Raw genomic sequence first — 15,360 nt, 5'->3', positions numbered from 1 at the left:
AAAGGATGGAAATATGGGAAGTATTAGACGTTATTTAAAATTTGTTAAACCGTATCGATTCCATATATTTTTAACGATTGCAATCGGTATCGTTAAATTTGGGATCCCATTGATTTTACCGTTTTTATTAAAATATGTAGTAGATAACATTATTAATTCTCATATACCAATCGCAACAAAGACTTCACATCTTATTTATATCATGATGTTTGCGTTTGGAATTTTTGTTATCTTACGACCGCCAATTGAGTATGTTAGACAATACTATGCCCAATATATTGGTAGTCGCGTTTTATTTGATATAAGGGATTATTTATTCAAACATCTTCAAAAACTTAGTTTAAGATATTATGCGAATGCAAAGACTGGTGAAATCATTTCACGAGTAGTAAATGATGTTGAGTCTACTAAAGATTTTGTTATTACTGGATTAATGAACGTATGGTTAGATTTAATTACAATCTTAATTACAGTTATGATCATGTTAACAATGGATGTAAAGTTAACGCTTGTATCGCTAGTCGTATTGCCATTTTATACAATTGCAGTTAAATACTTTTTCGGTAGACTCCGCTTTTTAACACGCCAAAGGTCTCAAGCTTTAGCAGTTCTTCAAGGTTTTTTAACTGAGAGAATTCAAGGAATGCAAGTAACCCGAAGCTTTGCACTTGAAGATTATGAAAGTGGATTATTTAAAGAAAAAAATGGTGAGTTTTTAGATCGCGCTTTAAAACATACAAGCTGGAATGCGAGTACTTTTACTATCATTAATACTTTAACTGATATTGGGCCTTTATTAATTATTGGATTTTCTGCATATCAAGTCATTAATGGTCACTTAACACTCGGTGAAATGGTTGCATTTGTTGGATATATTGATCGATTATATGATCCATTAAGAAGATTAGCTAATTCATCAACAACTTTAACACAATCGTTTGCATCGATGGATCGTGTTTTCGAATTAATGGATGAAAAATATGATATTGTTAATCGTGAAAATCCAGTTTATGCTAAAACATTAGAAGGTAAAATTCATTTTAATAATGTATCTTTTCAATACAATGCGGATGACGATGAAGTTATTCAAGATGTATCTTTCAAAATTGAACCTGGTCAAAAGATTGCATTGGTCGGTTCGAGTGGTGGAGGGAAGTCATCGTTAGTTAGTCTAATACCGCGTTTTTATGACGTAACAAAAGGAAACATTGAAATTGATGGTGTTGACATAAGAGATTATGATTTAAAAAGTATGCGTGAAAAAATCGGTATTGTTTTACAAGATAATTTTTTATTTAGTGATACAGTTAAATCGAATATTCATTATGGAAATCCAAATGCTAGTGAAGAAGAAATTATTGCAGCCGCTAAAGCTGCCAATGCACATGATTTTATAATGAGTTTACCAAGTGGGTATGACACACTTGTTGGAGAAAGAGGGGTAAAACTTTCAGGTGGTCAAAAACAACGTGTAGCAATTGCCCGTGTATTTTTAAGAAATCCTTCAATCTTAATTTTCGATGAAGCAACTTCAGCGCTAGATTTAGAAAATGAAAAGTATATTCAAGATGCTATTAATGAATTGGCAAAAAATCGTACAACCATTTTTATAGCTCATAGACTATCTACTATTACGCATGTAGACAAAATTGTTTATATCGATCAAGGCAAAATAGTTGAAATTGGTTCGCACGAAGAACTAATAGCTAAAAAAGATGCTTATTATCATTTATTTGAAATTCAAAATTTAGAGATTAGTTCAGTGTAGAACAGGACTGTTTTTGAGGTATTTATAAGAGTGGATTAAAGTATAAATGGATAAGAAATTAGAAAAAATACTTACAGAATAAACAAAAAAGCCTCCGTAGAATCGGAGGCTTTTGTTTTTAGTTATTTTACATTGTCTCAATTTGTTCAACTTGTACTTGATATTCCTTGTGATATGTTTGGTGGCTATCGACAAGTGTATTTAAATGCTCAACATTTTCACTATATTCTAAAATGGCAGAAACAACTTGGAATAGATGTAACCATGTTTTTTGTTTTTCTTCATCATTTAGATCATGGTGATCCAAGAATGCCTTTGTTAATTTGTCTTTTAATATATTTTCTTCTCTATGAAGTGGAGCGGTTTGGTCAAAGTTTACTTTGCCCAGTAATTTCATTATTGCATGCTCATGAAACTGCATTAGGCATGTTAGTTCATTTTTAATTAAATCTTGGAACTCTTTCGGTGAAGTATTTATTTCATACTCCAATCGGTTTAGAGCTTTTAGTGTATCAAATGCGTTATCGGCTGTGACAAGCATTTGTCTAAACAATACGATTTTGCGAGCTTTCTCATGTTCTTTTTTCTTTCGTCCAATAATAATAATTCGATCTTCTTTATATAGACGATATATTCTCGTCACATTTCTCATGATTTCTCTTAACTTGTATATTTCATCTCTTAATCCATTATGGCTAACAGTTTTGTGTAAAGCCATCATCATTAATTTATTTGTTTGCTCAGTAGCAGAAATCATGCAACGAGATAATTTTTTTTCATAATTTGGAGGCATTAAGAAAATATTTACGAAAGATGCTGCAAATACACCAATCAATACTGCCAAAATACGATCAAAAGTAAAAATGGCAAAGTGTTCAGTACTAGTACTAACCTCCATAATTACAACTACGGTAACTAATGTTGTAGCGATTGTATTTTCAAGTTTTAATTTTAATGTAATGATAATCACGAGAATACATGTAATCCCTATAATGACTGGATTATTCCCTAGTGTAATCACCGCAATTATTGCCAGGATTGCACCAATCAAGTTAGCTTGAAGCTGCTCGACTAACGATTTATATGATTGGTTTACTGATGATTTTAATGCCGAAATAGCAGAGATACCTGCAATTGAAGCTGTAGATAAATCAAAAAACATCGCGCTATAAATGGCGAGCGTAATTGCTATACCAGTTTTTAGAACACGCGCTCCTAATCTCATTGTTTTACTCCTTTTTGTTTGTCTAGCTAAATGCTTGTTTTCAAATCTATATTATTATTAAACTACTATTTATTACATATAGTTCAATATGATTTTCATTTTTTTACTCATGTAACATCCTGTAACTATACAATGAACTACACGCATTATCAATACAATTTTTCAAGAAATTTTGTTAAATATATGTAGGGAGAAAAAGATTAAATTATTAGTTAAATAAAAAGATTTCGAATTTAAAATTGAAAGGGCTTTATACTTACTATTGGAGATAAATTTGTAAAGAGTAGATAAAAAAGAAGCGAAAATTTTCGCTTCTTTAAAAAAATCATTCTGTTGAAACAGATGGATCCGCTTGTTCTTTTTTAGGTTTAATTTGTAAAAAGTTAAGGTCAATATTATCTAATAAACTTTGTACAAATAGGACTTCTTCATTTTGGTTATGTTGAATTAGAAGTGATTTATATTTCACAAGTAATTCATTTAAATCTTTTTTACCAGTTGCATCTACAGGTACTATATTAACACTTGCACCTTTTGCGATGCGATTTTGGTAAGCTTCTTTTGTAAGTCCTAATTCTGGAGAGTTTCTAACATAAATTACTCCGCCCGTCATACCTGCACACATCCATGGTCCTGGGTCACCTAGAACTATTGCTCGACCACCAGTCATGTATTCAAATGCAAAACCGTTTATATTTGCTTTTGCACCTAATCGCGTTTTCTGAGAAGTAGGTTGACTAGAGTGATTATGACCACCAATTACAACATCGGCACCTGATAAACGAATACCTGCTCGAGAATCAGCATTACCTTGGATAAAGAATTGTCCTTTTTGTGCTCCATATGCAAAGCATTTTCCGACTGAACCCCCAAAGTACTGACCGTTGGCACCTAAAGCTTTACTAATAAAAATTGTTCCGCCAAACGCAGTTTTTGCTACTCCGTCTTGAGCTCCGCCTTGGACGAATACAGAATAATCTTCTACTGTATAAGTTCCTAGACCATTTCCTGGGATAGACTGATCCTCGAAACTTAGCTCGACAGGTGAAGCTGCGCCAGTTGCTTGTTTTTCTACTACTAAGTCATGGATTAGCAAACTACCCGCGTGACGATATTCATTATCAACCTTAGCATAAACGCCAACATCATTACTTTGAAGTACTTTAGCAGACTCACCGTTAGAAAGGATGTATTCTTTTTCTTCGATTTTATTAGTTGATAATAAATTAGATAAACTTAAAGTATCTAAAAATCTTGTTTGTTTTAAGTATTCCGTTTTACCAACAAGATCTTGAGCATTTTTAATTCCTAAAGAACCAACAATCGCTTGCAATTCGTTTTTGAATGCAGTGAAGAATTGTACTAAATTGGTTACAGCTGTTTCAAGTTGTCTCGGTGTGAACTTTCGTAAACCGTGACGCATCGCTTCGATTTCAGATTCAATTTGTGTTGCGATACCGACATGGCAAGTATCTAAATGACAACCACGACAAGTAGTACAACCGATTGCAATCATTGATAAAGTTCCAAAACCAATACGGTTTGCACCTAGAATCATCATTTTCACTACATCATTTACACTTTTCATTCCACCATCTGCCCAAATCTCAACAGAATTACGTAAACCAGATTCTAATAATGCTTTGTGGGCTGCACGAACGCCAATTTCTACTGGTAAACCTACATTTTGAATAGCATGAACACGAGCAGCACCAGTTCCGCCATCAAAGCCACTAATATTAATAAAGTTCGCACCTGCTTTTGCGATACCGACTGCAATTGTACCAATGTTAGGTACAACAGGTACTTTTACGGCTACTTTTGCATTAGGATTAACTGCTTTAATTTCACTAATCATCTGAGCTAAATCTTCAATTGAATAAATATCATGATTATTTGAAGGTGAAATTAAATCTGATCCTAACGTTGCGTTTCTAGTTTCTGCAATTTTTTGTGTTACCTTTGAAGCAGGTAAGTGACCACCTTCACCAGGTTTTGCACCTTGACCGATTTTAATTTCAATTAAATTTGAAGAGTGGAGTAAATTCGCATTAACCCCGAATCGGCCCGAAGCGATTTGTTGTCCACGGGTATTTGGATATTTTCCAATCATATCTTGGATTTCTCCACCTTCACCATTTAAGCTAATCATGTTTAGTCGATTTGCACCTTCAGCATATGCTCTAAAAGCAACTTCATTTTGAGATCCAAATGACATTGAACTAATAATAAATGGTAATGAGTGAGAACCAATTTCCAATGAGACTTGGCCTGAAGCAATTGGTCTACTACTTTCAACTAATGAAAGCGCATGTCGTACTGCAGTTGGACGGTCTTCTTCAATTTGATTTAATTTTTGACGATATGTTTCATAACTACCAGTTTGTGCTGTTTCTCCAATAGCCTTCCAAATTCGAGGGAACACATGGAAAGACTTCGGCATCGTTGCGTTACCTGCATTGTAATCTTCATATCGTTTTTTTGAATCTGTTTCAATTAATTGGAATCCAGAAACTGATTGATCGCCGAAGAAATTGATTACACCTAAAGACGAAGCGATATCTTCTTGTAAACCGATACTACTAAACATCTTTGCATAGCCTCGTAGTTCATGCATACCGATTGTTGAAATAACTTTTTCGATGCCTTTATTTAAAACATCATATAGTTTTACGATTTTGTCTGGAGTTTCCAATTCTGATATTGTTCCAAAAAGGAAATGAGGATTGATTGCGTCTGCACCTAAACCTTTCATTACCATAAAATCGTGAAGATTACGAACTGCAGCTGTTTTTAAAATAATTGAACAGCTTCTTCTTACTTTTGCATTCACAAGACCATTATGGATGATCGCTGTAATAAGTGCCGGATCAATCCAATATTGATTATTTTTGTGTGCTTCGTCATCTGTAATAACAATACATTCTGCGCCATTTCTCACGGCTTCAATTGCTTCGTATTTGTACCCAGATAATGTTTCTTCTAAAGGTAAGTTAGAAAATGTACTTTGAATTGTATATAGTTTATTTTCTAATTGATATAGATTGATGATTTCTTCATACGTAATTTGTTCACGATTTGCTTTTAGAGTACTTCCTACAAAACCATCACCTAATATTGGAGAAGGGAGTTGAAGAACAATTCCAGATTCTTTCTTTGAAATGGATGGTCTTTTTCCTAAAAGAACAGAAATAGAGAAGTGCTCTGTTTCACGATCACGATCGATGGCTGGGTTTGTTACAACTGCAACTGTTTCTTTCATATAGTCTGATAGATTTTTTCTAGCATCATCTAAACAAGCTAGTGGAGCATCATGACCTAATGAACGAATAGGTTCAGCACCTTTTTCTGCCATTTGTTCAACTAGTTGGATTTGTTCCTTTTGCCATCCGAATGCACCATATTCAAACGGATGAATAGAAGGAGGTGAGTGTTCTACATAATCAGTTGAATTTGCTTCTTTATTTGCTAGATTCATAGCTAATTTGTCATTTAATTTCGTTGTGACAAAATGAGTTAATTCACGGTGAGTTAAAAGTTGAGCGCGATCTTTTAGTAAATTAATACCTATTTTTTCTCCAGGTGAAAGTGCGTGCGGCTCCGAGATAAATAATTCTGGAGAAAGGATACCTTGTTCTGAAGAAAATACATAATAATCATTTGTTTCAAGTAGCCATACAGGACGTAGCCCTAAAGCGTCAACGCTTGCGACAAATTCATTACCTTCTCTTGTTAATACACCTGCAGGACCTTGGCAATAAGGACCGAATGTACTTCGAATTGTATTGTAAATTGAGTTTACTTCTTGATCTAATTCAAATTCAGCAGGTACTGGTGGGAATAATAATTCCATTGCTTCTTTCAAAGTGTAATGATATTTATGAATTAATGTTTCTAACGTATTATTTACATCTTGTGAATCACTATTACCATTTTGTATATTGGCTCCAATTTGCTTTGCTTCAATCCTCAATTGTTCAATCGTATTAATTTCTCCGTTATGTGCTAGTAAGCTAAATGGTTGAACTCTTGAAAACGAAGATGAAGTGTTTGTTGAGTAGCGGTTATGACCTACAACAACAGATGATTGAAAATTAGGGTGCTGCAAGTCAGAATAGTATGATAATAAAGTGTCGATTGTTCCCATTACTTTATATACGCAAGTAGATTGACTTAGCGAAACAACAGTTATATTTGTTTTTTGACTAATAATATTTGTTAAATCAAAGAGAGAGGTGCTTTGGTGATTTTTAATTGGAAGTAATGCTACTTGTAAAAATTTAGGTTCTACTGCTTGAGCAATTGGACCAAGTGCCAATGTGCAGGTTTGGTTAGAACTATGGAATAATGTTTCATAACCGTTTTCTTCAAAAATTTGAAGCAAAGTTTGTACTTCTGATTTTTCATCAAAAAAGAAATGTCCTACTGTAAAAGAAGGGTGTGAAACGATTTCTGGACTAATACCTACAGATGTCAGTTTTTCTTGCCAAAGCAAAGTAGGGATGTCAGTTTGAATTCCTACACCATCACCTTCACCGTTTGTAAATCCCGCTCGGTGATTCATCTTTCGAAGACTTTCAGCAGCGATATCGACTGTTTCTCTTGTTTGAGTAATGGAACGATTGATGAAAGCAACGATTCCACATGCATCATGTTCGCTATTGTAATAATCTCTAAATAACCCTGGTGACCATTCTGTTTTTGTTTGAAATTTCATTTAACTACCTCCTAGATATAATTGAAAATTGATTATTCAGAATTAATGATGTATAAATAGAGGCCACTTCAATAGTTGGAGTGACCTCGGATAGATCATTGTTTAATCGTAGCTAATTTTTGGAATGCGTTCCCAACTGCGTTAATTGTTTGGAGAACATCTTGTTCAGTATGAGCTGTAGTTAAGAACCAAGCTTCATATTTCGAAGGTGCTAAGTTAATACCTTCTTCTAATAGAAGTTTAAAAAATCTACCGAATACTTCGCTATCAGCTTTTTTTGCTTCTTCATAATTCGTTACTTCGTCTATACCGAAATAGACAGTTAAAGCACCTTTTAAGCGGTTGATCTTAATATGGATGTTGTGCTCATCAGCTTTTTCTTGAATACCTTTTTCAAGAATTGTACCTAAGCGGTCTAACTCTTCATAGACACCTTCTTGTTTCAATATTTCTAGACATGCAATACCTGCTGCGATTGATGCAGGATTACCAGCCATCGTTCCAGCTTGATAAGCAGGACCTAGAGGAGCAACTGTTTCCATAATTTCTTTCTTGCCACCATAAGCTCCAATCGGTAAACCACCACCTATGATTTTTCCAAGAGCTGTTAAATCTGGCTCAACTCTTAATAGGTTTTGTGCTCCACCATACATAAATCTAAAGGCAGTAATTACTTCATCATAAATGACTAATGCACCATGATTGTGCGTTATTTCATTTACGGCTTCTAGGAAACCTTCTTTTGGTTCAACGATTCCAAAGTTACCGACGATTGGTTCAACAAGTACACCAGCTACTTCATGACCCCATTTATCCATTGTCTCTGCATATGCTTCAATATCGTTAAATGGAACAGTAATTACTTCGTTGGCAATACTTTGTGGAACACCAGCAGAATCCGGGGTACCAAGAGTAGATGGACCTGAACCAGCGGCAACAAGTACTAAATCTGAATGACCATGATAGCATCCAGCAAATTTAACGATTTTAGTTTTACCAGTGTAAGCTCTTGCTACACGGATAGTAGTCATAACGGACTCTGTACCTGAATTTGTAAATCTGACTTTATCCATACTAGGGATTGCTTCTTTTAGCATTTTCGCAAATTGTACTTCAAGCTCATGAGGTGCACCGTAAAGGACACCATTTTCTGCTGCGTTTGTAATCGCAGCTGTAATATGAGGATGAGCATGACCCGTAATAATAGGACCGTATGCTGCTAAATAATCTATATATTGGTTGCCATCAACATCCCAAAAATATGCGCCTTTTGCGCGTTTCATTGTGACAGGAGCTCCGCCACCTACTGCTTTAAACGATCTTGAAGGACTGTTTACGCCTCCAACGATATGTTCTAAAGCTTCATTATGTATTTCAATTGACTTTTGATTATTCATGGAGTACCTCCCATTAATGATAAAAAATGAAAGATTTTAACCGGCATCTTTACATTATTTATGTGGTTAAATTACATTCTAGCACGAAATTTTAGTGCGTGGTAAATGAAAGCCTTTCCAACTTTGAAAGAAATTTGAACATTTTGTAGAATCTATATTTTTCTTAAAAAAAGACCGAAAAATTGGAAATTATTTTTCAGTACTTTTTTATTGTGCTTAGTCCATATTTAAAATACACTAAGCGACGGAATAAAAAATGGAGGCATACGTATGGAGAACATGATTGAAGTACAAAACTTACACAAAGAATTTAAAACTTTTTTAAGTCGCTCTGGTGTAAAAGGTGCATTTAGAGACTTGTTTACAAGAAACTATAAAACTAAGACAGCAGTTAATAATATAAGTTTTTCTGTAAAAAAAGGTGAAATGATGGCCTATATTGGGGAGAATGGAGCAGGAAAGTCAACTACGATTAAAATGTTGACTGGAATCTTAACGCCTACTTCTGGTGATGTAACCGTTAATGGATTTCACCCTCAAAAAGATCGAGAGCGTTTTGTTAAATCGATCGGCGTTGTATTTGGTCAAAGATCTCAGTTATGGTGGGATATTGCTGTACAAGAATCATTTCGTTTACTAAAAAAAGTTTATCAAATACCAGATAAACAATATGAAGAGCATATGGGTTACATCATTAAGACTTTAGATATCGAGCCATTATTGGATCAACCAGTTAGAAAGTTATCTTTAGGTCAAAGAATGAGATGTGAATTAGCTGCGGCATTAATTCATAACCCACCTTTAGTATTTTTAGATGAGCCTACAATTGGTTTAGATGTTTTAGTAAAATTAAAAATCCGCGAGTTTTTAAAAGAATTAAATCAAAAATATGGTACAACAATTCTTTTAACCACACACGATATTTCTGATATTGAGGCACTATGTGATCGAGTAGTTATGTTAGATGAAGGAAAAATCATTTATGATGGGAAACTCGAACAGTTAAAAGGCCAATGGGGAGAAGAGAAAGAAATACAATTCCAGTTTATTAAACCTGTAAATCTTGGTATGTTAAACGAATTAATTGGACGAACTGATGTGAAATGGAAGCAAGAAGAAGGAGAAAATATTTGGAGCGTTACATTACCAAACGATGAAACGCTTATTTCGATGATCATTGCAAAAGTTGTTCAAACAAATCCCGTTAAAGATATGAAGATGTTAGAAATTTCTACTGAAGAAATCATTCGAAACATTTATCAAGAGGGGATTAGTAATGGGTAAGTATATTGAAATTATTCGTATTCGTTTTTTAATGATGTTAGCCTATCGTACAAATTATTACACAGGAATTGTAATTTATACTATTAATATAGGTGCTTATTACTTTTTATGGAAAGCTATATACGGTCATCAAGGTTCAATCCAAGGGGTTTCTGTAAACCAGATGACTACTTATGTTGCAATCGCTTGGATGGCAAGGGCTTTTTATTTTAATAACCTTGATCGTGAAATTGCGGAGGAAATTGTTGAGGGTAAAGTAGCAATTGAACTTATTAGACCTTATAATTATTTGCTTACGAAAGTGATGCAAGGATTAGGAGAGGGGATTTTTAGATTCTTTTTCTTTTCAATTCCGGGATTTATCCTAGTAGCATTAATTTTTCGTTTAGATGTTTCATTTAATTTATCTACTTTAGGATTATTTTTACTTGCTTCAGTTTTCAGTTTTGCTATCAATACACAATTGAATTTATTAACGGGACTAATGGCATTTTTTCTTCAAAATAATATGGGCTTTATTCAAGCTAAGCGTGTCATTATTGATTTGTTTTCAGGTTTAACGATTCCGATAACATTCTTTCCAGCTTGGTCTCAAAGTATAATGAAGTACTTACCTTTTCAAGGGATTAGCTATATTCCTAGTATGATTTTTGCTGAAGGAATTAAAGGTGAATTGATTTTAAGAGGACTTTTATTCCAAATTACTTGGATTATCATTTTGTGTATTCCAATTACACTTATATGGTATAAAGCTAAAAAGCATCTTGTTATACAGGGAGGTTAAGGAATGTTTTATATTAATATATTTCTTCAATATTCTGGTCAATATTTAAAAACTAAGTTTCATTATAGAGCAAATTTCTTTTTATCATTTTTATCAGATTTAATGTCTCAAGCTGTTAATTTAATATTTATATTATTAGTTTTCAATCACACTTCACTTATTGAAGGATGGAACCGAGACGAAATTGTATTCATTTATGGATTCTTTTTAGTGCCATTTGCTTTATTTGGTTCATTTTTTAATATATGGGATTTTAATGATCGTTATATTGTTAAAGGTGAGTTTGATCGTATATTAACTCGACCTATTCATAGTCTTTTTCAGGTTATATTAGAAAAAATGGAGCTTGAATCATTACTAGGTGCGATAACTGGTCTAATTATTATGATTTATGCTGGTGTTAAATTAGGTTTAACGATCACTTGGTATGACCCATTCTTATTTTTATTAATGGCTTTTGGTGGGATGTTTGTTTACGCTGGTATTTTTATCGCTTTAGCTAGTATTGGATTTTGGTCAGATGCTAGAACATCCATTATGCCGTTAATGTATAATATAGGAAACTATGGTCGATATCCTATTAATATATATCATCCAATTATTCGTTTTGTATTAACTTGGATTTTGCCATTTGCATTTGTTGGTGTTTACCCGGCTGCATATTTTCTACGTAGAAGCGAATGGTATGTCTATTCATTTTTAACACCAGTTATGGGGTTAGTTGTTTTTGTAATATCTGTGGTGATTTGGAATCAAGGAGTAAAAAAATATAAGGGTGCTGGGAACTAAGCAGTATTCTATTTCAATAGCTTGTTTCATAAATTGAAATGAGGTGATTGGAATGGGATCTGCTTTTTTCTTTTTTATAGCAATCTTTGCAATCTTGTATAGTCTAGTGTATTTATGGAATACTTCAACTAAAAAAGTAAGTAAAGGTCTTATTTCAGTTAATAATTATATTATTTTATTTTTAATATATGGAACGGTACTTATAGGCTTTAGTGCTGTCTATTTTATATTAGAACATGGACAGCGTCCGATTTTAATTGAGCATTCTATTCCTATTGAAGGGACTAATTACCATATAATGGGGTTATGCTTATATTTTAGCGCGATTACTCTTTTATCTGTAGGGTATGGGGATATTGTACCAGTAGGGATCGGAAGATGGGTTGCTATGATGGAGGCACTAATCGGTTATACGATGCCAGCGGCTTTTGTTTTACAAGTATTTAAAGATGAACGTTAATACTATTGATTAAGGAGATTGTTATGACTGTTGAAATTGGAGTTAAAGCACCAGATTTTACATTACCAGCTAGTAATGGGGAAAATGTATCATTATCAGACTTTAAAGGTAAGAAAGTAGTTCTTTATTTTTATCCAAAAGATATGACACCGGGCTGTACTACGGAAGCTTGTGACTTTAGAGATTCATATGAAAAGTTTATGAAAAGTGGTACTGTCATTTTAGGAATCAGTCCGGACCCTGTAAAAAGACATGAAAAATTTATTGAAAAGTATCAGTTACCATTTTTATTACTTTCAGACGAAACTACTGAAGTTGCGAAGTTATTTGATGTATGGAAGTTGAAAAATAATTTTGGTAAGGAATATATGGGGATTGAACGAACAACATTTTTAATTGATGAAGAAGGTTGTATCGAAAATGTGTGGCAAAAGGTTAGAGTAAAAAACCATGTTGAAGATGTTTATAGTGTAATCAATCATTCGTAAAAATTGTACAAACTAAATTGATGAAAGAACTTGACTACGCGAGTTTTTTTTTAGAAAGAAACGTTTTATATAAAATAATCGAGCTTTTCGTCTATACCTATCATGCTTTAGAGAATATATTGGAGTATAGGGCATACCTCCTCAGATGATAGCATTTTGAAGTGCGAGTTAATTCTCGCACATTTTTTTTGTTTACATGATGGGAAAGCAAGTAGTGTCTATTTTTTTTTATAAATTCTCAAAAAGTTGACAAATATTCTAGCAGTTGAATAAACTAATAATAAGTAAGTAAATTTGGAACTAATTTATAGAAACGGGGAGAGCGGCGTTGCATAAGGAAAATATTCAAGATGCAATTTTACATTTAAAGAATAGCGGCGTACGTATTACACCTCAGAGACATGCGATTATAGAATATTTAATTGGAAGTGGAACACATCCAACTGCTGACGAAATCTATAAAGCACTTGAGGGAAAATTTCCAAATATGAGTGTAGCAACGGTTTACAATAATCTCAGAGTATTACGTGAAGTAGGTATGGTTAAAGAATTGAACTTCGGTGATTCTTCTAGTCGTTTTGATTATATAACAACTGATCATTATCATATCATTTGCCAAAAATGTGGTGAAATGAATGATTTTCATTATGATGGATTAGAAGGAATCAATCTTTATGTTGAGAAGGAAACGGGATTTGAAGTAACTAATCATAGAATGGAAGTATACGGTATTTGTCCTAAATGTAAAGAAAAAACATTATCATAATAAAGCACATTACATAATGTAATGTGCTTTATTTATTATGCTATTGCTTAGCATTTCGTTTGCTATTATATTTTTCATTAAATTCTTTACCTTCTAATGAAGGATCTAATGTAAGGGGCTCATTGCAATACATACAGATGTCAACTTTTCCAAGCATTTTAGTAGTTTTGCTACAATTCGGACAGACAACCTGAATCGTTTTTGTAGAAAGCATTCCGATCCAAAAGTAAACAACAGTACTTCCGATAATCGCTAAAAACCCTACAAGCATAAAAATCGTCATAACAATTTTATGCTCTCTGAAAAATACACCACCGTACATAATGATGAAGCCAATAAATAATAATGAAAGTGCAAACGTTCTTATATTATTAATTTTACTACTTTTCTTTTTTGCCACTTTGTCCACCCCACTCTTTGTAATATAGCATAAATGGGATTGGAAATGTTAGTGCTAACATGGAAAACCTTACGAACTTATTTTAGATTGTTATTAAGATGGACTTTATTGAATTTGTTCTATCTTTATGGAGATTCAATTGGATTTATTTTATTAGATGAGTTGAATTGTGATTGTTTTTCTTCTTATTGTTTATAAGATGAATCGGGCTATATAGAATTAAAAAATAGGGGATCTGTAGCAGGCCTTGAACGATTAAGTAATATGGCTATGGTCCAAAAAAGTCTAGCAAGTTTGCTCCAGGTGGTTTTGCTCTTAATAATAAGTAGTTTCCTTTTATGAAATAATCTAGTAAGTAAATTGGTATTGCTAGCATTATTAAATATAGAAAGGACTTTATCAATGAACGGAATGTTGGGGTATATCCAAATATATTTGTCATGTAACAGATTGATAAAATGATTCCCCCATGAGTAATGAAGAATTGTATATATTTAAAGTGAGGAAAAGCATACTTCATATCCGTGTAATCACAGATTGGATAGCTCCAGCTAACCCAAAAAAGTAAATGATGTCATATATTTTATAATTTTTTGTAATGAGTGTATAACAACATAAATACATACTAATTCCGCAAAGTTGGAGAGGTAATGAATCTCCCAGGTCCCACTGGTTCGTTTAATTATGCCATCCATATAGAAGAAACTCGACTAAAAGCATTGAAATGATTAACAGAGTACGAATGAATAAATCTACTTTTTTCTTTTTCTTGATCAAATGTTTGAAGTAATACAAAGAGATAAGAAGTAAGAGAATGATTAATAAAGTAATAATATGTTGCTTTGAAAATAATACGAAACCATTCATTAACTATACCTCTCTTTAAAAGGACATAGATACTACTGCATATTTTGTTATAGTTAAATGGATTCAAGTTCTATTTTTAGATTGTATTCTGCTTATTTAGCTTAAAGTATAAAGAATAAAAATCTGTACTATATGTTCTTATGAGATAAAGTTTAACTTTTTTTGAAAAAAACGTTTAAAAAGTGTTGACGATGATAAATATCGATGTTATATTAATACATGTCGCCGAGAGATAACGGCAACGAAAGAAAAGATTTTAAAAAATGTTGACAGGCTCTTATGAGAATGTTAAGATGAAAAAGTCGCTAATGACGCGACGGTTTGAACTTTGAAAACTAAACAAAACATGAAGTAAACGTCAATTATTAGTTTTTTGAGCAATACAAGATTTAAACTTAACTTTTATGGAGAGTTT

At 32.9% G+C, this 15,360-nt stretch carries 11 protein-coding genes and 3 pseudogenes; 8 read left to right on the top strand and 6 right to left on the bottom strand.

Going from position 1 to position 15,360, the window contains the following annotated elements; translation table 11 throughout:
- Positions 1 to 13 precede the first annotated feature (13 nt).
- Entirely contained in the window at positions 14 to 1,768 is a 1,755-nt protein-coding gene (locus ACFCYN_RS11925) for an ABC transporter ATP-binding protein (protein ID WP_375949465.1), read from the top strand.
- A 127-nt stretch (positions 1,769 to 1,895) separates the two neighbouring features.
- On the opposite strand, the gene ACFCYN_RS11920 is transcribed toward ACFCYN_RS11925, so the two are convergent.
- The 3 genes from ACFCYN_RS11920 to ACFCYN_RS11910 form a co-directional block, all read right to left on the bottom strand.
- Positions 1,896 to 2,993 (bottom strand): FUSC family protein, encoded by a 1,098-nt coding sequence (locus ACFCYN_RS11920; RefSeq protein WP_172447091.1) that lies wholly within the window; start codon positions 2,991 to 2,993, stop codon positions 1,896 to 1,898.
- A 325-nt stretch (positions 2,994 to 3,318) separates the two neighbouring features.
- The gene (locus tag ACFCYN_RS11915; RefSeq protein WP_375949462.1) at positions 3,319 to 7,710 is read right to left on the bottom strand and encodes a glutamate synthase-related protein; all 4,392 of its coding nucleotides are present in this window, start codon (positions 7,708 to 7,710) and stop codon (positions 3,319 to 3,321) included.
- 95 nt (positions 7,711 to 7,805) lie between these two features.
- Positions 7,806 to 9,107, bottom strand: a complete 1,302-nt coding sequence (locus tag ACFCYN_RS11910) for a glutamate-1-semialdehyde 2,1-aminomutase (protein WP_375949460.1) — start codon at positions 9,105 to 9,107, stop codon at positions 7,806 to 7,808.
- Between the two features lie 270 nt (positions 9,108 to 9,377).
- Between ACFCYN_RS11910 and ACFCYN_RS11905 the strand changes: the two are divergent.
- From ACFCYN_RS11905 to ACFCYN_RS11875, 7 genes and pseudogenes are all read left to right on the top strand, one after another.
- Positions 9,378 to 10,167, top strand: a pseudogene (locus ACFCYN_RS11905) (ABC transporter ATP-binding protein); the annotation flags it as partial.
- A gap of 86 nt (positions 10,168 to 10,253) precedes the next feature.
- Positions 10,254 to 10,391, top strand: a pseudogene (locus ACFCYN_RS11900) (daunorubicin ABC transporter ATP-binding protein); the annotation flags it as partial.
- Positions 10,384 to 11,175: an ABC transporter permease gene (locus ACFCYN_RS11895; protein ID WP_098121516.1), complete on the top strand. Its 792-nt coding sequence runs from the start codon at positions 10,384 to 10,386 to the stop codon at positions 11,173 to 11,175. The pseudogene ACFCYN_RS11900 and the gene ACFCYN_RS11895, both read left to right, overlap by 8 nt.
- A 3-nt stretch (positions 11,176 to 11,178) precedes the next feature.
- Entirely contained in the window at positions 11,179 to 11,964 is a 786-nt protein-coding gene (locus ACFCYN_RS11890) for an ABC transporter permease (protein WP_098121515.1), read from the top strand.
- 52 nt (positions 11,965 to 12,016) lie between these two features.
- The gene (locus ACFCYN_RS11885; RefSeq protein ID WP_375949459.1) at positions 12,017 to 12,424 is read left to right on the top strand and encodes a potassium channel family protein; all 408 of its coding nucleotides are present in this window, start codon (positions 12,017 to 12,019) and stop codon (positions 12,422 to 12,424) included.
- 23 nt (positions 12,425 to 12,447) lie between these two features.
- Positions 12,448 to 12,912: a thioredoxin-dependent thiol peroxidase gene (gene bcp / locus ACFCYN_RS11880; RefSeq protein ID WP_172447095.1), complete on the top strand. Its 465-nt coding sequence runs from the start codon at positions 12,448 to 12,450 to the stop codon at positions 12,910 to 12,912.
- Positions 12,913 to 13,240: 328 nt separating this feature from the next.
- Positions 13,241 to 13,678 (top strand): Fur family transcriptional regulator, encoded by a 438-nt coding sequence (locus ACFCYN_RS11875; protein ID WP_098121512.1) that lies wholly within the window; start codon positions 13,241 to 13,243, stop codon positions 13,676 to 13,678.
- A gap of 40 nt (positions 13,679 to 13,718) precedes the next feature.
- Here ACFCYN_RS11875 and ACFCYN_RS11870 read toward each other — a convergent pair whose 3' ends face one another.
- From ACFCYN_RS11870 to ACFCYN_RS11865, 3 genes and pseudogenes are all read right to left on the bottom strand, one after another.
- The gene (locus ACFCYN_RS11870) at positions 13,719 to 14,078 is read right to left on the bottom strand and encodes a YgzB family protein (RefSeq protein ID WP_098121511.1); all 360 of its coding nucleotides are present in this window, start codon (positions 14,076 to 14,078) and stop codon (positions 13,719 to 13,721) included.
- A 268-nt stretch (positions 14,079 to 14,346) separates the two neighbouring features.
- Positions 14,347 to 14,741, bottom strand: a pseudogene (locus ACFCYN_RS25535) (TMEM164-related integral membrane acyltransferase).
- Between the two features lie 15 nt (positions 14,742 to 14,756).
- Positions 14,757 to 14,945, bottom strand: coding sequence for a hypothetical protein (locus ACFCYN_RS11865; protein ID WP_375949456.1), 189 nt, complete (start codon positions 14,943 to 14,945; stop codon positions 14,757 to 14,759).
- Positions 14,946 to 15,360 lie beyond the last annotated feature (415 nt).

The sequence above is a fragment of the Gottfriedia sp. NPDC056225 genome (assembly GCF_042267765.1).
GTDB lineage: Bacteria > Bacillota > Bacilli > Bacillales > Bacillaceae_G > Gottfriedia.
This window is presented reverse-complemented; position numbering and strand designations above follow the sequence as displayed.

Coding starts and splice junctions, on each gene's coding strand:
- ACFCYN_RS11915 (WP_375949462.1), bottom strand. CDS start 7,710: ATGAAATTTCAAACAAAAACAGAATGGTCACCAGGGTTATTTAGAGAT.
- bcp (WP_172447095.1), top strand. CDS start 12,448: ATGACTGTTGAAATTGGAGTTAAAGCACCAGATTTTACATTACCAGCT.
- ACFCYN_RS11890 (WP_098121515.1), top strand. CDS start 11,179: ATGTTTTATATTAATATATTTCTTCAATATTCTGGTCAATATTTAAAA.
- ACFCYN_RS11865 (WP_375949456.1), bottom strand. CDS start 14,945: ATGAATGGTTTCGTATTATTTTCAAAGCAACATATTATTACTTTATTA.
- ACFCYN_RS11895 (WP_098121516.1), top strand. CDS start 10,384: ATGGGTAAGTATATTGAAATTATTCGTATTCGTTTTTTAATGATGTTA.
- ACFCYN_RS11910 (WP_375949460.1), bottom strand. CDS start 9,107: ATGAATAATCAAAAGTCAATTGAAATACATAATGAAGCTTTAGAACAT.
- ACFCYN_RS11925 (WP_375949465.1), top strand. CDS start 14: ATGGGAAGTATTAGACGTTATTTAAAATTTGTTAAACCGTATCGATTC.
- ACFCYN_RS11885 (WP_375949459.1), top strand. CDS start 12,017: ATGGGATCTGCTTTTTTCTTTTTTATAGCAATCTTTGCAATCTTGTAT.
- ACFCYN_RS11920 (WP_172447091.1), bottom strand. CDS start 2,993: ATGAGATTAGGAGCGCGTGTTCTAAAAACTGGTATAGCAATTACGCTC.